The organism is Bacillus fungorum (assembly GCF_002746455.1).
In the GTDB taxonomy this organism is placed as follows: domain Bacteria; phylum Bacillota; class Bacilli; order Bacillales; family Bacillaceae_G; genus Bacillus_A; species Bacillus_A fungorum.
The window spans coordinates 21,016-45,366 of the sequence record NZ_NWUW01000032.1 but is presented as its reverse complement, the minus strand read 5'-3'; the positions used below and the strand labels follow the sequence as shown (position 1 = coordinate 45,366).

Annotated in this window: 21 protein-coding genes and 1 pseudogene; 5 read left to right on the top strand and 17 right to left on the bottom strand. The window is 34.7% G+C overall.

Going from position 1 to position 24,351, the window contains the following annotated elements; all coding sequences use genetic code 11:
* From CO726_RS26605 to CO726_RS26590, 3 genes are all read right to left on the bottom strand, one after another.
* A partial coding sequence (locus tag CO726_RS26605; RefSeq protein WP_169513090.1) for a chorismate-binding protein occupies positions 1-697 on the bottom strand: 697 nt, incomplete at its 3' end.
* Between the two features lie 26 nt (positions 698-723).
* Positions 724-1,494, bottom strand: coding sequence for a 2,3-dihydro-2,3-dihydroxybenzoate dehydrogenase (gene dhbA / locus CO726_RS26600; protein WP_099686251.1), 771 nt, complete (start codon positions 1,492-1,494; stop codon positions 724-726).
* Between the two features lie 621 nt (positions 1,495-2,115).
* Positions 2,116-3,318 (bottom strand): L-lactate MFS transporter, encoded by a 1,203-nt coding sequence (locus CO726_RS26590; RefSeq protein WP_099686250.1) that lies wholly within the window; start codon positions 3,316-3,318, stop codon positions 2,116-2,118.
* A 480-nt stretch (positions 3,319-3,798) separates the two neighbouring features.
* Between CO726_RS26590 and CO726_RS26580 the strand changes: the two genes are divergently transcribed.
* Complete coding sequence (locus tag CO726_RS26580; RefSeq protein WP_000646789.1) at positions 3,799-3,984, top strand: YkvS family protein; 186 nt, start codon at positions 3,799-3,801, stop codon at positions 3,982-3,984.
* Between the two features lie 102 nt (positions 3,985-4,086).
* Here the strand turns inward: CO726_RS26580 and CO726_RS26575 are convergent, their stop codons facing one another.
* A complete protein-coding gene (locus tag CO726_RS26575) occupies positions 4,087-4,386 on the bottom strand; it encodes an ArsR/SmtB family transcription factor (RefSeq protein ID WP_098760748.1) in 300 nt (99 codons plus the stop codon).
* Between the two features lie 330 nt (positions 4,387-4,716).
* Between CO726_RS26575 and CO726_RS31980 the strand changes: the two genes are divergently transcribed.
* Positions 4,717-4,890 carry a hypothetical protein gene (locus tag CO726_RS31980; RefSeq protein ID WP_099686249.1) on the top strand — a complete coding sequence of 58 codons (174 nt, stop codon included), beginning with the start codon at positions 4,717-4,719 and terminating at the stop codon, positions 4,888-4,890.
* 123 nt (positions 4,891-5,013) lie between these two features.
* Here CO726_RS31980 and CO726_RS26565 read toward each other — a convergent pair whose 3' ends face one another.
* The 4 genes from CO726_RS26565 to CO726_RS26550 form a co-directional block, all read right to left on the bottom strand.
* Positions 5,014-8,103 (bottom strand): SbcC/MukB-like Walker B domain-containing protein, encoded by a 3,090-nt coding sequence (locus CO726_RS26565; protein WP_099686248.1) that lies wholly within the window; start codon positions 8,101-8,103, stop codon positions 5,014-5,016.
* Positions 8,100-9,257: an exonuclease SbcCD subunit D gene (locus CO726_RS26560; protein WP_099686247.1), complete on the bottom strand. Its 1,158-nt coding sequence runs from the start codon at positions 9,255-9,257 to the stop codon at positions 8,100-8,102. Before CO726_RS26560 ends, CO726_RS26565 begins: the two co-directional genes overlap by 4 nt.
* Positions 9,258-9,272: 15 nt before the next feature.
* On the bottom strand, positions 9,273-9,512 hold the full coding sequence (locus tag CO726_RS26555; RefSeq protein WP_000667348.1) for a DUF2584 domain-containing protein: 240 nt from the start codon (positions 9,510-9,512) through the stop codon (positions 9,273-9,275).
* 184 nt (positions 9,513-9,696) lie between these two features.
* The gene (locus CO726_RS26550; RefSeq protein WP_099686246.1) at positions 9,697-9,954 is read right to left on the bottom strand and encodes a hypothetical protein; all 258 of its coding nucleotides are present in this window, start codon (positions 9,952-9,954) and stop codon (positions 9,697-9,699) included.
* Between the two features lie 316 nt (positions 9,955-10,270).
* Between CO726_RS26550 and CO726_RS26545 the strand changes: the two genes are divergently transcribed.
* Positions 10,271-11,326 (top strand): enoyl-CoA hydratase/isomerase family protein, encoded by a 1,056-nt coding sequence (locus CO726_RS26545; protein WP_099686245.1) that lies wholly within the window; start codon positions 10,271-10,273, stop codon positions 11,324-11,326.
* A 255-nt stretch (positions 11,327-11,581) separates the two neighbouring features.
* Positions 11,582-12,214: a LysE family translocator gene (locus tag CO726_RS26540; protein ID WP_099686244.1), complete on the top strand. Its 633-nt coding sequence runs from the start codon at positions 11,582-11,584 to the stop codon at positions 12,212-12,214.
* Positions 12,215-12,285: 71 nt separating this feature from the next.
* On the opposite strand, the gene CO726_RS26535 is transcribed toward CO726_RS26540, so the two are convergent.
* From CO726_RS26535 to CO726_RS31565, 8 genes and pseudogenes are all read right to left on the bottom strand, one after another.
* Positions 12,286-13,746, bottom strand: coding sequence for a CoA-acylating methylmalonate-semialdehyde dehydrogenase (locus CO726_RS26535; RefSeq protein ID WP_099686243.1), 1,461 nt, complete (start codon positions 13,744-13,746; stop codon positions 12,286-12,288).
* A gap of 36 nt (positions 13,747-13,782) precedes the next feature.
* Positions 13,783-14,673 carry an NAD(P)-dependent oxidoreductase gene (locus CO726_RS26530; protein WP_099686242.1) on the bottom strand — a complete coding sequence of 297 codons (891 nt, stop codon included), beginning with the start codon at positions 14,671-14,673 and terminating at the stop codon, positions 13,783-13,785.
* Between the two features lie 16 nt (positions 14,674-14,689).
* Positions 14,690-16,399, bottom strand: a complete 1,710-nt coding sequence (locus CO726_RS26525; protein WP_099686241.1) for an acyl-CoA dehydrogenase family protein — start codon at positions 16,397-16,399, stop codon at positions 14,690-14,692.
* A 154-nt stretch (positions 16,400-16,553) separates the two neighbouring features.
* Entirely contained in the window at positions 16,554-17,462 is a 909-nt protein-coding gene (gene prpB, locus CO726_RS26520) for a methylisocitrate lyase (protein WP_099686240.1), read from the bottom strand.
* An 18-nt stretch (positions 17,463-17,480) separates the two neighbouring features.
* Positions 17,481-18,917 carry a 2-methylcitrate dehydratase gene (gene prpD, locus CO726_RS26515; protein ID WP_099686239.1) on the bottom strand — a complete coding sequence of 479 codons (1,437 nt, stop codon included), beginning with the start codon at positions 18,915-18,917 and terminating at the stop codon, positions 17,481-17,483.
* Between the two features lie 98 nt (positions 18,918-19,015).
* On the bottom strand, positions 19,016-20,137 hold the full coding sequence (gene mmgD, locus CO726_RS26510; RefSeq protein ID WP_136699862.1) for a citrate synthase: 1,122 nt from the start codon (positions 20,135-20,137) through the stop codon (positions 19,016-19,018).
* A 387-nt stretch (positions 20,138-20,524) separates the two neighbouring features.
* Positions 20,525-20,814, bottom strand: a pseudogene (locus tag CO726_RS26505) (HesB/YadR/YfhF family protein).
* A gap of 32 nt (positions 20,815-20,846) precedes the next feature.
* The gene (locus tag CO726_RS31565) at positions 20,847-21,002 is read right to left on the bottom strand and encodes a hypothetical protein (RefSeq protein WP_220389088.1); all 156 of its coding nucleotides are present in this window, start codon (positions 21,000-21,002) and stop codon (positions 20,847-20,849) included.
* A gap of 237 nt (positions 21,003-21,239) precedes the next feature.
* Between CO726_RS31565 and CO726_RS26500 the strand changes: the two genes are divergently transcribed.
* Complete coding sequence (locus CO726_RS26500) at positions 21,240-21,521, top strand: hypothetical protein (RefSeq protein ID WP_099686237.1); 282 nt, start codon at positions 21,240-21,242, stop codon at positions 21,519-21,521.
* A 100-nt stretch (positions 21,522-21,621) separates the two neighbouring features.
* On the opposite strand, the gene CO726_RS26495 is transcribed toward CO726_RS26500, so the two are convergent.
* Positions 21,622-24,132, bottom strand: coding sequence for a PBP1A family penicillin-binding protein (locus CO726_RS26495; RefSeq protein WP_099686236.1), 2,511 nt, complete (start codon positions 24,130-24,132; stop codon positions 21,622-21,624).
* Positions 24,133-24,351: the final 219 nt, after the last annotated feature.

The window sequence follows — 24,351 nt, the reverse complement described above, 5'->3', positions numbered from 1 at the left end:
GCAATTCCTCTGCTCTTCTTTTATCTTCTACCGGATCATCACTACGTGGTCTTGAACCAGCTAACGGATTAGAAATAACCTGCATACCATTACGTGAAACGAGTAATTCAGGACTTGCTCCAATTAATGTCTTACTATTCTCGTTTTCATCTTTCGGTAAATTCACAGCAAATGTATAACCATGCTTATTATGCTCTGCTAATTCTCGAAGAAGTTTTTGCTTATCAATTTTTTCGGAAGATTTAACATCTAACAATCTTGATAGAACAATTTTCTTTAAATCTCCGTCCTGTATTTTTTCAATCCCTTGCTTCACACCATTCATATAAACTTCAGGATCTGGTACGGGCGTCATTTCAAATGTTAAGTTCTCATTTGTTTCAAGCTGATTTTTTGTATCTAATTGTAAACGCTCAGAAATTCTGCTATATTCTGGTACGATAAGTTGAACTTCTTTTCTACGATCAAATGGTAAAGCACCAACAACAATAGGGTTCGGATTTCCTGCTTGTTTTGCATTACTTAATACTGCTTGCACAAGCTCTGGAAAACTTTCAATTTCACGATGTTTTACTGTAGTAAACTCTCCTTCTGTCAATATTGTTCGAGTTGGCGAGGCGAAAAAGAATGAAGATTCAGTCTTATAATCATCTAATAATTTTTCCGACAGTTCCTTTACAGCCGTAAATTCATTCATAGTATAGTAACCCCCTGGTTTTTTTATTAAACTCCTAATGTAGCTCCGCCATCGACACATAAATTGTGCATTGTAATATGACTCGCTTTATCTGAAGCTAAAAACAATACCGCTTCAGCAATTTCTGACGGCTGTGCAATTTTTTGTAACGGTATACCGAGTCTATATGTACTTTGAGAACCAGCAATTATATTTTTTGCTCCATTCTCATCAGCCCATAGTAATCTTTGCATTTCAGTTTCAGTAGAACCTGGAGAAACTAAGTTACAGCGAATGTTGTACGCTGCAAGTTCTAATCCTAAACACTTCATAAACATCGTCGTTGCAGCTTTTGATGCAGCATACGCAGCCATCTCCATTCTCGGGGTATTTGCTGCATTTGAACCAACTGTAACAATTGCCCCTGACTTTCTTTGCACCATATATTTACTTACTGCACGGGACATGTAGAAAACTCCTGTAGAATTTACAGAGAATGTTTTATTCCAATCTTCGTCACTTAAAGATTGAATTGCTCCCATACGTAAAACCCCTGCAACATTTACTAATATATCTATTGGTGCTATATCATTTTCAATACGGTTTACTATATCTTCAACAGCGGCACTATTACTCACATCTAAACGAAACGTTTTCATACGTGTTTCATTTAAGAGTATGTTTAATCCCTCTTCATTTTGATCAACCGCAATAACTGTAGCTCCTCTTTCTAAAAACATTTTAGCAACAACACTACCTATACCTTGGGCTGCACCTGTTACTAAAACCGTTTTCCCATCAAATTCCCCTAAGTTCATTTCCTCTATCCTTTCATTTAAAAATTAATCTAACCAAATCAATAATGATAATGATTATCATTATTGATTTAAAAATAATACACTTACTAAACTAATTGGTCAAGTGTACTTTTCATCAAAATATTATTCATTGATAATGTTTTTCATTTAATGTTCTTACACTGAAATGATAATCTTTCTCAATGAACTTGTCAACCTATTTTTATTTTTCAGATAAAATATTTTAGTGCTTCTCAATACAATTACATCCAAAAGCATTAATAAGTACTTACATTAAAAATTTAATTCATACTCCTCTTTTTAAAATTGAAGAAGATTAACTGTAGATGCCTTCATTTACAAAGCCTTACCAAAAACTCAAGTATATATTTTCTCAACATTTTTCTGAAAATACCGATAAAATACTCCTTGCAATTACCGATGTATGTCGGATTTATAATTTAAGATTTAATACGTATTTTGAATATAATGTGTCAATTTATTATATTCCAATATAATCCAAATGGATGTTTTACTCACTTTTTTTCCTCAAGAAAATTCCACAAGTTGTAATTCATAAAAAAGCACCCTATTTAATAGGATGCTTTTTCATAATTATAGTGTTATAGAAGATTTATATACTTATGCTACGCTGCGATACTCTTCTTCTTGTTCTTTTTTCTGCTTAGGTGCTTGAATTAAAATTGCGATAATAAATGATACAACACATAATACGCCGATTACCATGAACGTTGGTTTGAATCCACCTAGAAGTGCACCGATAAAGGAACCTGCAAGCGCTCCAAATCCAAATCCTTGATACACAATTCCGTAGTTCTTACTATGGTTTTTCATACCGAAGAAATCACCAACAATAGCTGGGAAAATAGTGATATTTCCACCGAAGCAAAACGCTACACTTGCTACACATACGAAGTAGATACCGTAATTTAAATCTACGAAACTTAGAACTAAGACTGAACTCGCCATAACAACAAAAGTACCAGTAACGATTTTTAAACGGCCGATTTTATCTGATAGCGGTCCTAGAATAATACGACCTAATGTATTGAAGATTGCAACCATAGCGACCGCATTAGCTGCTGTCGCTGCGCTAAGCCCTACAAGTTGAACACCAATGTCTTTTACCATACCGATTAAGTATAAGCCACTCATACATGATGTAAATAACATAATAAATAATAAGTATACTTGTTTTGTGCCTAACATTTCTTTCGTTGTATATTCCTTAGTTTTTGTTTCATGAACTGCTCCTTGATCTGCAGCTTGATGAATTAAACAAGCGCCAATTACAATCATAGCTGTAACAATTAAACCCCAGTATATAAATGCTTGCGATACACCAACTGATTCAATTAACTGTGCGTTAATGTATTTAAAGATTAAGCTACCTGAACCATATGCAGAGACAGAAATTCCAGCAATTAAACCTTTACGCTTTGGAAACCACTTTATTAAATTGGATAATGAAGTGATATATGCTGTACCATCTGCATACCCTACAATAACTCCTGCTAGTACATAAAGCAATATTAATGAGGAGGCTTGTGAACTAAGTATTAATCCTAGTCCTAATGCTAGTCCAGCTATCATAATAAGTTTACGAAGTCCCCATTTTTCTTGCAATTTACTCGCAAATAAAGTTGAAAATGCTAAGGAAAGACTAGTAATTGAGAAAGTTATAGCAACTGCATTAAGACTCCATCCGTATTTACTAACTAAAGGCTGATTGAATAAACTCCATGTATATATCGTCCCAAGCCCCATTTGTACGATGACTGTGCCAAGGACAACAAGCCATGGATTAACGGTTGATTTTTTCATACCTTTCCGCCTCCTATTTCTATTTCCATGCAATTCGCTAAATTTTCTTTTTTCATGTTCATTTTGGTCACCTCTTTTGATTTAACACTTTCATTGTATAAGATGTTTCTTTTTATGTAAGCGATTACAATATAAAGCGTCAAAAACATGGAATCAGTTACAGAAAACGCAGGACGAAATACAAAAAACGAATTATTAAATACGTAAATAGCTATTATCATGTTTTGCATCCATACCACTTACCGCTGTTTTATCATCTTCTTTTATAAAAATTATGTCTCAAGTTATATCATGGCTAGATTACAAAATTTTGATTTTCCTATACAACCAAAAAAACTATTTTTACACTACGATGCACTTTATTTTTTATAAAATAAAAAATATTTTATTGATAAATAAAACTAAATATTCACTAATATATCTATACGTGGTTTAATATATATAATAAAAAAATATTTCTGTCTTTAATGAGGAGGTACTATGAAAGCAAACGTAGGGGATACTATACTTTTTCAACGAAATAATTTAAAGATTACAGGGTCTGTACTAAAACTTTATACTGAATCGGTCTTAGTTGAAATTACAAATGTAAGCGGTGGTACTTTTGAATTTGATCGAACAATTGTAAATCATAAAAACTATAAAATTTTGAATGCGAATACATAAAGTTAAGTTTTAATCGGCGTTTACAGACAACTAATACGGAATAAAACAACACAAAATAGCCGCTGCTCACCAGCAGCGGCTATTTTATATGAAAATACTTCATTAGTTTATATATCCTAAAACACTTACAATCTTACTCGCTTTTAAATTGTTAATGTGATAATAAATTTCTAAACCTTTTCTTTCAGCTCGTAACACTTTACCTTTCATTTTGGATAAATGTTGCGAAACAGTCGATTGTGGAATATTTAGTAATTCTGTTAATTGTGTTACATTACAAGTTTTTCTCGTACTTAATTCATTTACAATTTGTAAGCGGATTGGGTGCGCCATAATTTTTAAAATATCTACATCTTCTTCTGAAACTAAACTTTTTCTCATTTCACTCGTATATGTTGTCATAAGACATTCCCCTTTTATATGAATTCCTTTTATTTAGATCTATTTCCAAAATATTTAAAACTCCGATGTGAAACCTTTATATAAAAATAATAGAATTTTAAATTTTTAAAAACAGAAATAAATTCAATTCACTTTATTTATTTGGTACATATACATAATACAATGTTAATATGTGCTCTATGTGAAGTTAGCATAAATTTGTAATGAAGATTTTTCAAACAATTCACCTCTAACTATATACTTCCTCATAACACTATCCAGTGATTTTAACATATTTTAGGCATTTGTATATACTATCTACAAAATAATTGTTGTTTAGGGGGAATTCAAATGCCTACAATGTTACAAGAAGAAATTGAAGAAGCGCGCGAAACGTATGTCAGTCGTATCATTTTAGTCGGCGGATCGGTTTTATTTTTAGTAGGTGGCGTTATATCCGCAATTTCGGCCTTTAAAACTTATAATCGTTTGGAGAATACGCCGCCTTCTACAGATAACTCATAAGTGAATTATATAATTCTCAATAACAAATAAATGCCTCCTCAATACAGAGGAGGCATTTATTTTATCATAAGTTCTATACTGGAAAATCGTAAACAATACTTTGAACATAAATTACAATTGAACTTACTTCACTACAAACCGAGTCTGACTACACCCATCCTTCTGCTTCGTTACTTCTAATACAGCTGGCATTGCGTTTTTCAGCTCTTGAACGTGTGAGATGACACCGATAAATCGGCCTGATTTTTGTAAGTCAATTAAGGCGTCAACCGCTTTTGTTAATGACTCTTCATCCAATGAACCGAATCCTTCGTCGATAAACATCGTTTCGATGGAAATACCACCTTCATATGCTTGAATGACGTCTGCCATTCCAAGCGCTAAGCAAAGCGATGCATTAAATTTCTCGCCGCCAGATAATGTTTTTACATCGCGTGTTTGGCCAGTGTATGCATCGTATACATCTAAACCTAATCCACTTTGACGATTTCTCTTTTCAACTCGTTCACTTCGTTTTAAATAAAATTGTCCATTTGATAATTTACGTAATCGTTCGTTTGCAATTTGAACAATTTGTTCTAAATACTCAATTAAAATGTAACGTTCAAATGATATACGGCTTTCGTTATCACCTTTCATTACTTCATATAAATCAACAAGTTCTTGGAACGCTTTTTCTTCCTCATGAATTTGCTCATCAATACGTCTAATATTTTCATGTAAATCTGAAATATATGTTACCGCATTTTGTGCACGTTGACGTTTTTCTTTAATGATATCGAGATTTATTTCTAAATCTTTTATATGTTCACCTAACGCTGTAATATCCATATACTCTTTATCTTTTAATTCAGCACGTAACTCTTCAATTTGTTTTGCAAGTACTTCAAGAGATGAATAATAGCTTTGAATTTCTTTTTGTAACATCTCCATCGCGATATCATTTAATTTGGCCTCTTTATACGTGGATTGATCTGTAAATCCGCTCTGCTCAAGCTCTTTCATAAAGCGCGTATACGTCTCTTCTTTCTTCAATTTTGTACTTTCAAATTGATTAGAAGCACTTTCCTGTTCTGCTTGAATACGTATATTTTCATTTTGCCAATGTTGATACGCTTCCTGTACCTTCTTCCATTCGTCCTCCATTAATCTGAGTTCATGCATGGCTTGGTCAAACTGTACTTTCCAAGCTTGGACCGTTTGTAAATTTTCAGGAATGTTTTTCTTATCATGTTCATATGACGTACGAAGCTGCATACCCTCCATTTCTATACGGTGCTGCTCTGCTTCTACCTCACGCTTTTGCTTCTGAAGTGCATCTACTTTTTCTTCTACGCTTTTTATATTCACAGCAATTTGCTTACGCGTTTCTTCGCTTGCTTTTAACGTATTCACTTCACTTGCTAATTGTTTTCCCTTTTGAACAAGCTCACTATATGTTTCAGCTAATTCTTCCGAGCGATAGCCTCGCTTCTTAACCTCTTCTATTACTTGCTCATATTGAAGTTGATAGAAATTCCATTTCTCCTCTAATTGAACATGTAATTTTTCAGCAACATTCTTCTTATCTCTTAAATCATTTAACTCTTTTTCATCGATTGCATTACTTTGCTCTGTAGCTTTTTTCGGATGGTTCGTACTACCACATACTGGACAAGATTCGCCATCATGTAGATGAAGAGCTAATATACCAGCTTGCTCACTTAACCAGCGGCGTTCCATATTTTCATATGCATTAACTGCCAATTGCATCTTATTGTATGCCGCTTCTTTTTCTTGCTCGAATTTTTGTTTTTCTTGCCAAACATCATATGCTTGGTTTAAAACTTTTGCATCTTCTCGCATATTCGTTAGTTCTTCTACTTTAGCTACATATTGCTCAAGCGCACGTTCTAACTGTTGTAATTCACCAGACATTAGCTGTTTTTGATTTGTATGCTCTTCTAATTGTCGATCTAAGTTTTGCATACTTTCTTTTAGTTTCCCTACCTGAAGTTCTGCATTTTGTAAATTCAACTGTTTCTCAGCTAATGATGCAATAATCGGTTGTAACTCTTCTAACCTTTGAACAAGTTTTTTTGCATCTTCTCTCTCAGGTTCTTTATTCTTTACTGCTTCATATTTCTCCTGAGCTAATTCAAAGCTATTCGTTATAACTTCTTTTCTGGCGATTATTTGTTTCAACAAACTTTCAACCTTCTGCTCATTTTGCATTGCTTCTTCGTACCATTGTTCAAATGGTAATAAGCGCTTCGCTTGTTCCGCACGTTTAAAAGATTTTTCTTTCATTTCAATCACTGTATGGTTTTCTTCTAAAGTATTATATTTCTCATTCTTTTGTTGTAAATCTATAAATTTCTCATTTACAGATTTCGCTGCATGAAAACGTATTTCAGCATCCTTTAATTGCTTCGTTTGAACATCTTGTTCTACTTGTAATTGCTCCACCTCTGCCTTATACGCAGCTGTCTCTTGTTCTAATGCCTCAACTACTTGATGGGTATTTACATGTTCTTGTTCCACTAATGTCTCTAATAATGATCCATCTCGTATTGGTAATTTAAAAACATTACGGAAAAATAACTCTCGCTCTTTTTGCTTTTCTTGTAAGACGTCTTTCCATTGTTTTCGTTTTTGATCAAGTAACTCACGCATTAACTTATAACGATCTGTTTTGAAAATACGACGCAAAATTTCTTCTTTGTTTTCTGTCTCAGATGTTAATAGTTTACGGAATTCCCCTTGCGGTAACATAACAATTTGGCTAAATTGATGTTTACTTAAACCAATTAAATCTTCCACTTTTTTATTTACATCCGTTACATGGAAACGATCAACAGCTGGAACCTTCTCTTCATCAATCACTTCATATAATTCTACTGCATGTCCCGTAATCGTCTTGTTCCCTTGTTTCTTATGTCCAAGTTGTCGTTTTATTTCATAACGTTTCCCTTTTAGCTGAAAGGTTAGTTCTACACTAGTATACATATTATCATCAGCAAATTGACTGCGCAGCATGCTCGTATCACTACGTTCTTCTCCGCTTGCCTCACCATATAATACATAACAAATCGCATCAAAAATCGTTGTCTTTCCAGCTCCTGTATTCCCAGAAATGGCGAAAATACGATGATCTCCAAGATCGTTAAAATCGATTACTTCTTTCTGTTTATATGGGCCAAATGCCGTCATAATAAGCTGAATCGGTCTCATCCTCGTTCACCTTCCCGTTCTTGCACTGTTTGTAATACTTCTACAAATAGACGTTCTTTCTCTTCTGATAACTCTAAGCCTTTCATTTCTTTATAAAAAGCCTTTAATAGTGATAAATCATCCATTTTATGTCTTGAAACAGTTACTTCATTTGACTCTGTGAATTCTCGTCTTTGAATAGATCTTTCAACATGCATTGCATTTGGATATACAGAACGTATTTTCTCCATTGGCTGCAAGACAGGATTTTCATCTAATAGTTTTACAAATACGTAGTCTTCACTTACTGGATGTTGTAATAATTCATCTATTTTCGCTTCTACTGTTCGCATTTTCCGGCGTGGTATAAGTAACCTTTTTTCAATTGTTACTTCACCTTGCTTGTCCAGTTCCACAATATAATATCCCTTTTTATGTTTTTCTTCAGAAATAGAATATGCAATTGGCGAACCTGAATATCGAATCGTCTCATTACGTACGAAATGCGCTTGATGTAAATGTCCAAGCGCTGTGTAATGAAACTTATCAAAATAATGACTATTTACGTATTCAGCACCACCAATTGAAAGTGGTCGTTCTGCATCACTTGTATTCTCCTCCGCTTCGCCCGCAGAAGTTACAAATGCATGACCAACAAAGACATGTCTAGCTTCTTTATCCATCGTTTCAGAAAGCTCATTCATAAAAATACGCATCGCATCATCATGAGAACGTACGTCTTCATTTTTCAATACATGTCTCACTATACTTGGATCCGCATATGGAACGAGATGGAAATGAACCTCGCCATATTCATCATTTAATATAATTGGCTCATATGGGAATTGAAATTGTCCCACAATAAATAATCCTTGTTTCTTCATTAAACTACTACCAAAATGAATACGATCTGGACTATCATGGTTTCCTGCGACTGCAATAACTGGCGTTTGTAAATCAATGACTATTTTTTGTAAAACATCATTTAATAAGTCTACTGCTTCTGTAGGTGGAATTGCTCGGTCGTATAAATCCCCTGCAATAATTACGGCATCTGGTTTTTCTTCCTCAACAGCTTGCACAAACTGATCTAATACAATCTTTTGATCTTCAGTCATATACACGCCATGAACAAGCTTTCCTAAATGCCAATCTGCTGTATGAAATAGCTTCATATTTTCCTGCTCCTTTTAATTTACTGAATTTAGTGATACGAGTTGATAGTTTATAGTAGTTTTTCCGTTCTCCCACTCTAACTTTTGTATCATTGCACTACCAATTCTTTCTTCATTTGATTTATATAAAGGTAATATTTCTTGAACTGTAAATAAGTGATAACCATCCAATTTTAATTGAAATATGTTTTCTTCTATATGTAACCTTACTTCTTTTTCATTTGAAATAATTTTTGTGTGCATCTCAAATTTCATGATAGATACAACCCCTTTTTCTAATCTCTACACTATTAATAGTATATTGGCTATGCAAGATTGACAAGTAAATACACAGTAAAGTACATACTTTTCTATCGCTATATGTTTTTTATTTTTTACATATAATACGGTATGTGAAATTTTATTTTATACAAAAATAAAAATGTCTCATGTGACATCTTTATTTTTGTATAAAATCTTTCATTACATAATATAAAACTGTAATTAAAACGATCGCTACAAAAAATGAAAATACAGCAACAATGTACCCATCCTTATTTAATAAAATACAAAGAGAAATAGATATGATAAAAATCGGAAATACGAGACGTACTTTATCCTTCACTTCCTCTGTCGTATCTGTATGATGAAAAAATTGAGTTATCCCTATCATTAAAGAAGACAAAATAATCACCGACAACAGTAAAGGTCCTGGCATTCCGATTTCTCCTTTCTCTATTTCTAATGAAAAGCAATTTTTCTTTTATCATAATCATTTCAAATACCCTTTTTAAGGTGATTATGTACAATTTATACCTATATAATAGCGTGTTTATCATGATAACTTCAAATAATTACAATTACAGTAATGTTGTAATATTCATTTTCAACCTCCAAAATCCTGCAAATATAACTCGTCAAAATATGCATTGGGCAAATTAACATGTATCGCCAACTTTAGACAAATTTTATAAAGGACATTTCAGTACGTATCAAGAATTAAGAATAAGAAGATATATAAGGGAGGATGAATTATGACTGAACACGTTTTATTTTCTGTTAGTGAAAACGGAGTTGCATCAATTACTTTAAACCGCCCAAAAGCACTTAATTCTTTATCTTACGACATGTTACAACCAATTGGGCAAAAACTGAAAGAATGGGAAAATGACGAGCAAATCGCGCTTATCGTATTAAAAGGAGCTGGCACAAAAGGTTTTTGTGCAGGCGGCGACATTAAAACTCTTTATGAAGCACGTTCAAATGAAGCTGCATTACAGCATGCGGAACATTTTTTTGAAGAAGAGTATGAAATTGATACATATATTTATCAATATAAAAAACCAATCATCGCTTGTTTAGATGGAATTGTAATGGGTGGTGGTGTCGGTCTTACAAATGGTGCGAAATATCGAATTGTAACTGAGCGTACGAAATGGGCAATGCCAGAGATGAATATCGGCTTCTTCCCAGATGTCGGTGCTGCTTATTTCTTAAATAAAGCTCCAGGGTTTGCTGGCCGCTATGTTGCTTTAACGGCATCTATTTTAAAAGCTGCTGACGTTTTATTTATAAACGCTGCCGATTACTTTATGACATCTGATTCATTACCAAATTTCCTTACTGAACTGGAAAGTATAAATTGGCATAAAGAAGATGATGTACATACTAATTTAAAAGAAGTCATTCGTACATTTGCAACTGCTCCAAACTTAGAAAGCGAGCTTGCTCCTTCATTAGAAGAAATTAATTCACATTTTGCTTTCGATACAATTGAAGAGATCATCCATTCATTGGAGAAAGACCCAAGTTCCTTTGCTATAAAAACGAAAGAAACACTATTATCAAAATCCCCTATTTCGTTAAAAGTAACATTAAAACAGTTTATCGATGGCCAAGATAAGTCCGTTGAAGAATGTTTCGCTACCGACCTTGTACTTGCTAAAAATTTCATGAGACATGCGGATTTCTTCGAAGGAGTACGCTCTGTTGTCGTTGATAAAGATCAAAATCCGAATTATAAATATACGCAGTTAAGTGATGTTTCAGAAGAAGATGTAAATCGGTTCTTTAACTTACTTAATGCATAAAGTGAAACTTTAATAAGTGGTTGTTTTGTTCATCCCCCCACCTCACTTCTTTTCTTCAGCTAAATCTTGTGCGGTGGAAATCTTACTACCTGCAAATAGCGGGATAAAATCGAGGCTATATAGTAGTGTAATTACAGCTACTATATGGCCTTTTTTCATTTAATAATTTTTAATAAATTTTAATTTTATTAAATCCATTTTTGTGCTACACTAATTTTAATTTAATATTCTAAAAATAAAAAAGGAGGAGCGACTATGATTGAAAATTATTTTCTTTTCATTATTATGTCTATTTGTCTTATTATTTTACCCGGTCCTGATACTGCAATGACTACGAAAAATACATTGGTTGCTGGTAAGGTGGGTGGCGTGAAAACAGTGTTCGGTACATGTGTTGCACTGTTGATTCATACTTTAGCAGCAGTAATCGGACTTTCCGCACTTATTGTAAAGTCAGCTCTTTTATTTTCTATTTTCAAGTACGTTGGAGCCCTATATTTAATTTATATCGGTATTAAAGCCCTTTTAGCAGTAAGAAACAAAGAAAGCGTTGATACGAATAATATAGCTTTGAATAATGAAAACGAACACACGTCTTGCTTTCGCCAAGGGTTTCTTACGAATTTATTAAACCCTAAAGTCGCAGTCTTCTTTTTAACCTTTTTACCGCAATTTTTAAATCCAAATCATAATACGTTTATCCAACTTCTCGTAATGGGCCTTACTTACCTCGTTTTAACAGTTATATGGTTCGCTTTTTATATATTTTTAATTGATAAAATTAGTGCTTTTATGAAAAAAACAAGGACGCAACGTTATATTCAAGGATTAACAGGAATTGTCTTAATTGGTTTTGGTATTAAACTAGCTTTTGAAAAAAGTAATTAACAAGATGAAAAACACCACATCTTCAGAGTGGTGTTTTTCATTTAACAACTGATTTCGCTGTCTACTCTTTATTAAAACCAGCGCTCAGTTACAACTTTTTTACGTGTATAGAATTGAACGCCATCTGTACCATTTGTACCTAAATCACCAAAGAATGAAGCTTTGTTTCCTGCAAATGCGAAGAATGCCATTGGTGCTGGAACGTTTACGTTTACACCGATCATGCCAGCATCGATGTTATCACGGAATGTTTGTGCATGTTTACCATTTGACGTATAAATAACCGCACCGTTTGCAAATTTAGATTGATTTGTTAATTTAATACCTTCTTCTAAATCTTTAACTCTTACGATGCTTAATACTGGAGCAAAAATCTCATCTTGCCAAATTTTCATTTCTTGATTTACACCATCAAAAATTGTCGCACCTACAAAGTAACCTTCTCCAACTTCTTCCTTAATTTTGCGGCCATCTACTAATAAAGTTGCGCCATCTGCTACGCCACTATTAATATAGCCTAATACGCGCTCTTTATGAGATTCACGAATTAATGGTCCAACATAGTTATCTTCGTGGAAACCGTCACCTACTTTTAGCTTCTTCGTTTCTGCTACTAGTACGTCGATGAATTCATCAGCAATTTCATCTACTACCGCTACTACTGAACATGCCATGCAGCGCTCTCCGCTACTTGCGAATGCAGATCCAATTACACCTTGTACAGTTTTCTCAAGATTGCAATCTGGCATTACAATCGCATGGTTTTTCGCACCTGCCAACGCTTGTACACGTTTTCCGTGTTTCGTACCTGTTTCATATACGTAACGAGCTACCGGCTCAGAGCCAACGAACGAAACAGCTTGAATATCTTTATTTTCTAAAATGCTATTTACAACATCTTTTCCGCCTTGCACTAAATTTAATACGCCTTTTGGGAAACCTGCTTCATAGAATAATTCTACAAGTCGCTCCGCTAAAAGTGGCGTTCTTTCCGATGTTTTTAATACGAATGTATTACCGCAAGCAATTGCAAGTGGGAACATCCATAATGGAATCATCATTGGGAAGTTAAACGGTGTAATACCAGCAACAACTCCAATTGGGTAGCGCCAAATTGATCCATCAATTCCGCTAGCAATATTCGGAAGTGCTTGTCCCATCATTAAATTTGGTGCTGATGTTGCAAGTTCTACTGCTTCAATACCACGCTGCACTTCACCAGTTGCATCCGTTAATGTTTTACCATTTTCTAGCGTAATGATTTTTGCAAGTTCTTCTTTGTTTTCTTGTAAAAGCTGTAAATATTTATACAATTGTCTTGAACGATTCGGAACTGGTACTTTAGACCATGTTTCGTATGCTGCTTTTGCTGCTTCAACAGCTTTTTCAACATCTTCTTTCGGAGATAGCGGAACGTAAGCGATAATTTTTCCAGTCGCTGGATTCGGAACTGCCTCTACTTCTATACCAGTAGATTCTACCCACTCACCATTAATATGATTTTTTACTCGTTTAATTTCAGTTGTAATCATTATATTCTCTCCTTTTTTATGATGTATATAAGTCTATTATTTCTGATTAGAAATTAATTGTTCACTAACTTTCTTATATAAAGCGGCCATATCGTTTTCACCATACCCAGCTTCACTTGCTTCTTCATATACGTTTAATAGCATTTCGCTTACCGGTAAGTGCAGTTCGCTTTCTTTCGCTAAATCAACTGCAAACCCTAAATCTTTCTTCAATAAATTCACAGTAAAACCTGGCTCGTAGTTTTCTGATGCAATGAAACTTTTATAATTGCGCTCATAAATTCTACTTTGACCGTAACTTACATTCAAAATATCAAACATTTTATCCAAATCCATATTGTTCTTTTTCGCTAATGTTAAAGCTTCACTCACACCAGCTGTATAAAAACCAATTAATAGATTGTTAATTAATTTAACAGTCGTACCACTATCAATTTGCTCACTAACATGGAAAATGTTCGCGCCTAATACGCCCATGATAGATTCCGTTTTTTCATATACCTCTTTTGATCCACCAACCATAAACGTTAATGTACGGTTTTCAGCTCCAATTACCCCACCACTAACAGGTGCTGCTAAAAAGTCCACTTTCTTTTCCTTTGCAGCTTCCTCTAACTGTTTGTTTAACTGTGGAGATACAGTACTTGTATCAATTAAAACTACATTCGCGTGACTATTTTCAAATAATCCTTCTTGCCCAAAATATACTGCTTCAACAGCGCGAGGTGAAGGTAAACTTGTAAAAATCACATCGCATGTTTCTGCTAGTTTTGAGATTGATAGACCGATAATTCCTCCTTCTTTTTCAAAGGAAGCTTCAGCATTTTTATTTAAATCCACACCATATACTGTGTAACTCGATTTAACTAAATTTTTAGACATCGGAAGACCCATGTTACCTAAACCGATAAAACCAATCTTTTTCATATCGCTTTCCTCCTATTTACACAATATACTTTCCACGATTTATAATAGCTTTCGCAACTTCTCTCTTTTTTGTAAATACGTTCGTGTATAAAGGCACTAATAATTGACGAATTTCAGCTAAAATTACGTGTCTATCTTGTTCTTCTGTAACAGCCGCTGAAAGTACAGAAATCGCCGCTTCTTCTACTTTACGATATCCTTCTTCACAAATAACATCCGTTATTTGTTGCTTTGTACGTTCTTTTTCCTCACCATTTTTACTTACCGCTTTTCTCGTACGTAAAAACGCTGCTTCCATGACGTACACATCCGTCAACATATTTGATATTACACGTGAATATTCTTGCTCTTGATCAATTTTTAACCCTGGAGTTTTAGAGAGCGTTTTCAAAGATTGTTTCAACAATTTTTTCGCTAATAAAATGTAACGATGGTTTCTTTCGACATTTGCTACATCAATCTCTACTTCAGTATCTTCAATTTGTTCCATTTGCTTCATTAACATTTTGGCAACTGTTAATCTATTAATTTCGTTCGTTCCTTCAAAAATACGACTAATTCTAGCATCACGATATAATCGTTCTACCTCGTACTCTTGCATATAACCATAACCACCATGAATTTGTACAGCTTCATCTACGATATGGCCAAGTGTTTCAGAAGCATTTACTTTATTAAGTGCACATTCAATGGCAAATTGAGACATTTTCTTCATAAGATCTTCATCGCTCTCATTAATTGCTTCATCAATTACACCTGCTGTACGGTAGGCTGCACTTTCTGCTCCATATGTAGCAATGATCATATTTGCAATTTTCTCTTGAATCATCGTAAAGTCTACTAATTCCGTTTGGAACTGTTTTCGCTCTTTTCCATATTGAACCGACAAACCAATTGCTTGTTTTGCTGTTCCAATATTTCCAAAAGCAAGCTTTAGTCTAGCGAAATTAAGAATATTAAGAGCTACGTGATGCCCTTTCCCAACTTCCCCTAAAACATTTTCAACAGGGATGACAACATCTTCTAAAATAAGCGTAGCCGTTGAAGAACCTTTAATCCCCATTTTCTTTTCTTCTAGTCCAATGGATACACCTTCACATGTTCTTTCGACAATAAACGCTGTCATTCCTTCATTTGTTTTCGCAAAAACAACGTATACATCTGCCATATGAGCATTTGTAATCCACTGCTTCTCACCATTCAACTTCCAAGCAGTACCATCTTCATTTAATACAGCACTCGTTTTTGCACTTAAAGCATCCGATCCAGCATTTGGCTCAGTTAGAGCATAAGCCCCAATCCATTCTCCAGACGCAATTTTCGGCAAATATTTTTCTTTTTGTTCTTTCGTTCCGTAATATATGTAAGGCAATGTACCTACACCTGCGTGTATATTAAATGAAACGCTAAATGCACCAGCGTATCCCATTTTTTCTGCTACAAGCCCTGAAACTGCCTTTCCTAACTCAAAACCGCCGTACTCTTCTGGGACCTCGATACTTAATAATCCAAGTTCTCCAGCTTTTTCAAATAATTGACGAGAAACTTTATAGTTATGTTGTTCAATATTCTCCATTTGTGGAACAATTTCTTGTTTAACAAATTGTTCTGTTGTTTTTGCGATTAAATCTTCATCTCCTGAAAAATCTTCTGGCGTAAAGAAAGTATGATGCACATCTTTATTAAGTGAAAAAAATTCATCCCATGGTAACTTCGTTTTCTCCATCTGAATCCCCCTATCATTTCGGCCTTACTTGCTACTACTTATGCACGTCTACGATGAGTGGAATATCTTATTTTTGAAAACAGAAGACGATGAATTTTCACATCAAGCAGTTCGTTTTGCCAAAGATGTATCCTCATCGCCTTAGTTGTTTTATCTATTGATCCTCTGATAATACTGTTTTTGCAATTCCAGTATCGAGTTCTTCAAAGTCATGATATGAAATTGTTTCATATAATTCACTTCTCGTTTGCATACTAGAAAGTGCATCTTTTTGAGAACCTGTTTCCTTAATTAAAGTAAACACATTCTCATACGCTTTCGCTGCAACACGAAGTGAAGTTACAGGATAAATAACCATTTGGAAGCCCATATTCGCAAATTCCTCTGCACTATAATACGGCGTTTTCCCGAACTCAGTCATATTCGCAAGTAAAGGTGCATTTACTTTACTATTAAATAGACGGAACTCCTCTTCTGATTGAAGCGCTTCAGGGAATATCGCATCTGCACCTGCTTTTACATAGGCGTTCGCTCTTTCGATCGCTTCATCCAAGCCTTCTACTCCGCGAGCATCTGTACGTGCTACAATGTATAAGCTCGGTGCAACTTCTTTAATCGCTTTAATTTTTTGAACCAATTCTTCTGTAGTAACAAGTTTCTTACCATTTAAATGTCCACATTTTTTTGGTAATTGCTGATCTTCAATTTGGACAGCTGCCACTTTCACTTCCACCATTTCTACAGCTGTTCTCGCTACATTTAGTACACCACCAAATCCTGTATCAATGTCAACAAGAACAGGCAAGTCTGTAGCTCTTACTAAATCTCTTGCTCTCTCAGCCACTTCAGTAGACGTCACGATACCTAAATCGGGTAAACCTTTACTTGCAGTATAAGCAGCTCCGGATAAATAAAGAGCTGAAAAACCTGTATTTTTTGCAACTAAAGCCGCCATTGCATCATGAGCACCTGGAATTTGCAAAATTTCATTTGCTTCTACTAAAGCTCGGAATCGATTCGCAAGCTCCTCTTGTGTTGACTGCTTTTTCACAACCCAAGCCATTCTAAATTCCCCCTATTATTAAATTAAGAATAGATCTACAAATTCGTTTACATTCATATTTTCTAGTTTTTCTTCATTTAAACAAACTTCATGAATTTGTTCTTGTTGCTTACTAGAATAATGACCTGCCATATTTGCAGTGAATTTTTGAACAACTTTTGGAATTGCTTCATCTCTACGGAAACGATGACCAAGTGGATATTCACATTCCACATTTTCTGTTACTGTGCCATCTTTAAAGTGAACTTGAACAGCGTTGGCGATTGAGCGCTTGTTCGGGTCAAGGTAATCTAAACTGTACTGCTTGTTTTCAACAACAACCATCTTATCACGTAATTCGTCTACACGTGGATTATTTGCTACTGCATCTTCATAATCGTCTGCAACGATATCTCCTTTTAATAAGCCAATTGCCGTAATGTATTGTAAGCAATGATCACGATCAGCTGGGTTATTTAATGGACCTTCTTTATCAATAATACGAATTGCTGATTCATGAGTTGTAATTGTAATACGGTCAATTTCATCTAATCTTTCTTTAATTTCTGGATGTAGTTTCACAGCACATTCTGCAGCTGTTTGTGCATGGAATTCTGCTGGATATGAAACTTTAAATAATACATTTTCCATTACATATGACTCTAATGGTCTTGCTAATTTTAATTCTTGTTTATTGAATAATACATCTTGGAATCCCCATCCTGGCGCAGATAATGCTGTTGGATAACCCATTTCACCTTTTAGAGCAGTCATTGCAAGATGAACACCGCGGCTCGTTGCATCACCTGCTGCCCATGATTTACGTGAACCCGTATTTGGAGCATGACGATATGTACGAAGACTAGAATTATCAATCCATGCATGTGATAATGCATTAAAGATTTCTTCACGTGTTCCGCCAAGCATTTTTGCAACTACTGCAGTTGTTGCTACTTTTACATATAATACGTGGTCAAGACCAACTCTGTTTAAGCTGTTTTCTAAAGCAAGTACACCTTGAATTTCATGTGCTTTAATCATCATCTCTAGTACTTCACGTACTTTTAATGGTTCTTTTCCTTCTGAAATACGAACACGGCTAATATAATCTGCAACTGCTAAAATTCCGCCTAAGTTATCAGATGGATGTCCCCACTCTGCTGCAAGCCAAGTATCGTTATAGTCTAACCAACGGATCATACATCCGATATTAAATGCACCTTTCACTGGATCAAGTACATATGACGTACCTGGTACACGTGTACCATTTGGCACGATTGTTCCTGGAACAACTGGTCCTAATAATTTCGTACATTCTGGATATTGTAGTGCTAAAATTCCACATCCAAGCGTATCAAGTAAGACGTAACGAGCAGTACTGAATGCTTCTGCACTTGTTACCTCTTTATTTAATACATAATCCGTAATTTCTTCTAATAACGCATCTTTTTGTTTAATTTCATTTGTTTTAATCATGCAATTCTTCCCTTTCTGTCGAAAATTCGTTATTATTAATGATGGGTGTCGGTCAAACACCCATCTGGCGGGCGGTGCTAACAACTCCCCAGTTGTTCTTATTTACTAAGCACATGTCGCTCGCCAATATAATTTACACGTGGACGGAACAAACGATTGTTCGCGTGTTGCTCAATAACGTGCGCACAAAGTCCTACTGTTCTAGAGCTAAAGAAAATTGGTGTGTACAGTTGAATTGGAATACCAAGCATCCAATATACTGGAGCTGCGTAATAATCAAGATTTGGATAAATTCCTTTTTCCTTCTCCATAATCTTTTCTCCAGCTTCACACATTTCATATAGTGTATAATCACCTTTCACATCACATAACTGCTTTAAAGCTTCCTTCATCATCAATGCTCTTGGATCCATCTTCTTCATGTATACACGATGTCCAAAGCCCATAATTTTTTCTTTGTTATATAGTTTCTTCTGTAATAACTCTTCAAACTTTTCAACATTACCAGCTTCTAAAAGCATGTACATAACCGCTTCATTTGCACCGCCATGTAAACTTCCTTTTAAAGATGCAACTGCACCTGTTAAAGCACCGTATAAATCTGATTGTGTTGATGCAATAACGCGAGCTGTAAATGTAGAGTTTGGCATTTCATGCTCACTATATAAAACAAGGGAACGATCAAAGATCTTTTCCTCAAGTTCAGTTGGTTTTTTTCCAGTTAACATATAGAAGAAATTCGCACTATAAGATAATTCTTTAAGAGGTTCAATTGGCTCCTCATTATTTAAAATATGATAGCTATTCGCTACAATGTTTGGCACTTTACTTAACAGCTTGTACCCTCGGCTTTTATTCACTTCTAACGAGCGGTTTTCGATATCATTATCGTAACCAGCTAACGCTGACACACCTGTACGTAATCCATCCATGGGATGCGTCTCTTTAGGCAATACCTTTAGTACGTTAAATACACCTTCTGGTACTGCATATTCTTCTTTTAATTTCTTTTCAAGTGTTGCTTTTTCATCTTCATTCGGTAGGTGTTCCTCCAATAAAAGGTGCACAATGTCTAAATACTCTTTTGTTTTTGAGAGTTCGATTAAGTCATACCCTTGAATTACAATTTCACCTTTTACTGTGTCAAGAAACGAGATTTTCGTCTCCGCTGCCACTATACCATCTAATCCCGGGGAAAATTTTTCTTCAGCTTTCATCATTATTTCCTCCAATCCTAATAGATCTTCGTGCACATAACTGTAAGCCTTTACAATATTGTGAAACTACATTTCTATTTCAATGTATCAGAGTTTTTAGAAGATTTCAATTTATTTTATAATGATAAGTTTCCTATACTTTTACCGATGTAACAATACAATTTTTTAAAAATAATTTTTATATTTTATAAAGAAAGGACAGTCTTATCTTTAAATCAAAATATAAAGTTAATTCATATAATCCCGTTAAATATATCTATTTTATAATTCCTTTTACTAAATAAAAAAACGAGCTGTATACATATACAGCTCGTTTTTTTGCATTATATTTATTTCACTATTCTCTAAATATAATTTCCATATAAAATTTATTTATTTTTAATAAAGTTATTATTTTACGTAATTAAATTGAATTTCTTCCGTTTCCTCATGATACCCTACTACTAAATCATAGTTTTGAAAGTACCAAAGATCATCAATATCCACAAAAAATAGAATGCCTTCTTTCTCAACTGACACGATTTTCCCATCTGGTTTCTCAGCAACAATCCCTAAAGAATAGTCAGGCTGAATGGAGCTATCTCCTCCGTATCTTACATTAAACCGTATAGATTCACCATGCTTTATACGTAATTCTTCCTTAACCATTGTAGAGCTTTATGATCAATTGAAATTTTCATCTTTGTTCCTCCAAGTTTACGCAAATTCTTTTTTACTTAATCGCTACTTGCAATGCCGGCTGTGCTGAACCGAATCCAACACCATATAACGCAGCTGCGATAACTACACCCATTAAACTATTTGAAATGGCTAATACAACTATTGCAATTGTCATTTGAATAAATGATTTCGTCCATAATCGTTCCATTAATATTCCTCCATAAAAACGTAAAATCTTGCAATTAACACCTCCATTTTACAATTTCCGCGTTCCTTTTCCTTCCATAAATAGACGTATCTTTTTATAATAAATGATTTACCTTCAATTTAAATTGGTCTTACAACTTTATACGTATGTTTTAGCCTAAAGTCCTATCTATATGTACCTTTATATGTGTGAAAAGAATATACTACTTTATTATCACAACTTAGGAGTGAATATTTTATGTGGGTACCTTCAAGAGTAACTGCCGTAGTTCCTTCGACTCCTGGGATACACGTTCCTGCAGTTCATACAGCGAGTTCCGATGTAGGAATAGAACTTCCCGCAACTTGGCAACAATATCAAATTCCTGGTCAAGTTACTCCCTCATTTTGGCATCATGGAACTCATCCAAGTAGTACCATCTTTCATAGCCACAGTTATCCTCCACTACCTCAGTCTCAAGTTTTTTATCATTTCCCTTCAATTTATTTTCAAAACTTCTATGGTACTTTTAATATTTAAATTACATCTTCTCATAGCTACTGCATCTCAACGAAAAAAGCACTTAAGATTGTAATTTTTACAAACCTTAAGTGCTTTTTAATATTTTTATGAAATTTTCTTATTGCCCATTATTAGCAGGGGCCTCCCCTGCATTACCACCAGTATCTGGTTGTGTTGTCGCTGGTGGAGTTGTATTACCTTGACCTCCTCCATTATTCGCTGGAGGTGTCGTATTTCCTTGGCCTCCTCCGTTATTCGCTGGAGGTGTGGTGTTTCCTTGGCCTCCTCCGTTATTCGCTGGAGGTGTCGTATTTCCTTGACCTCCTCCATTATTCGCTGGAGGTGTCGTATTTCCTTGGCCTCCTCCATTATTCGCTGGAGGCGTGGCTCCTTGGCCATTACCATTATTTTGTTCATTTTGTTTCTTTTGTTCTTCTTGTTGCTTTTGCTCTTCTAGTTTCTTTTGTTCTTCTTGTTTCTTAAGTTCCTCTTGTTGCTTTTGTTCTTCTTGTTTTTTCAGTTCTTCTTGTTTCTTTAATTCTTCTTGCTTTTTCTCTTCTTCAGTTTTTTGCTGCTGATCTTGTTTTGGTTGTTCCGTTGTGTCCGGTACGCTCGTGTTTGGAGAAGAATCACGTTTTTCACCTTTTATACGTAGCTCGCTACCTTCTTGAATAACACTACTTGGCATTTTAAAGCGTGATTTGTCAGTAGCCAACTCACTCATCATTCCTTTAAAGATCAACTGTGCAATTTTCGTATTTTTACTACTAATATACTCGTCTTTACCATCTTTCATATATCCAGTCCATACCGCCATCGTATATTGTGGTGTATAACCTGCAAACCAACTATCACGAGTTGCACTTTCTGGAATGTTAAATTTCGCCAATTGTTTTGAATCATAGTTTGTTGTACCCGTTTTACCAGCTACATCTAAAGAACTAATATTTGCCGCTGTACCAGTACCTGATGTCACTACTGAGCGAAGCATATCAGTAATCATATATGCTGTAGAGTCAGCTATAACTTGTTTTGGTTTTTGCCCAAAACTTTGTGACTTGCCGTCTGGATAAACTACTTTCTTAACAAAATGCGGTTTCGTATATTTACCACCATTACCAAATGTCGCATAAGCACCCGCCATTTCAGTTGGTGATACTTCGTTTGTACCAATAGCTGTAGATTCTGCCGGCGCTTTATTAAATGTAATACCTAATTTCTCAGAGAATTCCTTCGATTTATTAAGGCCTACTTCTTTTGCAGTTTTAACTGCTGGAACGTTACGTGACATTTTTAACGCTTCACGCATAGTAATTGGGCCTAAATGACTTCTATCCGCATTTCGAAGTTCTTGTCCAGTTGAATATTTAAATGGAGAATCATCAATTTGATGATACGTAGCCCATTTTAGGTATTCAATTGCAGGACCGTAATCAAAGATTGGCTTCATAGTTGAACCAGCTGCACGATCTAATTCAATTGCCATATTATGCCCTTTAAATACTGCTTTATTTTCACCGCGCCCACTACCTATAGCACGAACCTCACCTGTTTTCGTATCCATAAATGTGAAAGCACCTTGGAATTTATCATTTGGATAATTAATAATATTTGTATTCAAAATATTATCAGCTAATTTCTGTGCATTTGGATCCAATGTTGTATAAATTTCTAAACCGTCAGATCCAATATTAGCATCTGGCAATTCTTTTTCTACTTCTTTCACAACCGCATCCATAAATGCAGGATATGGCATTGCCTGGAGCTCAGCTGCACTCTTAATATCTTTATCCACTGGTACTTTCGATGCTTCTTCCATTTCTGCCTTTGTAATATAACCATGTCGATTCATTAACCCTAGTACAACATTTCTTCTTTCTGTTGCCCTTTGAACATTTTCTGGTTTCGATGGATCATAGTTATTCGGTGCTTTCGGTAAACCTGCAAGCATCGCAACTTCTGGTAATGTTAAATCTTTCAATTCTTTACCATAATAGTTTTGTGCTGCTGTTGCGATACCATATGAACGGTTTCCTAAGTTAATTTTATTTAAATACATTTCTAAAATTTCATGTTTTGAATACTGTTGTTCTAGCTTATACGCTAAATATATTTCCTGAACCTTACGTTTTGATGTTTTTTCCATCGATAAGAAGTAGTTTTTAATAACCTGCTGCGTTATTGTACTTCCACCTTGTGAACCGTAATCTCCTTTAAGACTTACCAAAACAGCACGGGCAGTACCTTTAAAGTCTACTCCGCTATGCTCATAAAAACGTGCATCTTCTGTTGCTAAAAATGCATTTTCTACTAATTTAGGAATTTGATCATACGTAACATTCGTCCGTTTTTCTTTCCCGTATTCATATACCAAATCGCCATTTTTATCATAAATTTTTGAGGATAACGGATTAACAAGTTTTGCTTTCTCAAGTTTTGGTGCATCCTTAATCATTACGAAAAAGGTAGCAACCCCTGCCACTAAGCCTACAATACCAAGTAATAAACAAGTAATTAAAAACTTGCGAAAGAATGATGTTTTACCTTTTGGTTTTTGTGTTTTAGAAGCTGGCTGTTTTTTCTTTTTAACTTGTCGTCGCTCCTCTCGAGAACGATAATTTTCTGACATGTTACTTTCTCCTGCCTTTCAATTCTCCCGTTGATTTACTTAAAAATATTGAGGTCACTTTCTAAAATGAATTTAATTAAGAAAGTATATTGACCTGGAGCATTCAATATTTTCCTAATTCACAGATTATAAATTTTAAAATACTTCTTATACAAACTATTTTCACTTCTATTTTTCCTAATAATGCTGCCCCTTTAAGCATAGAATGTAAAAAGTGAA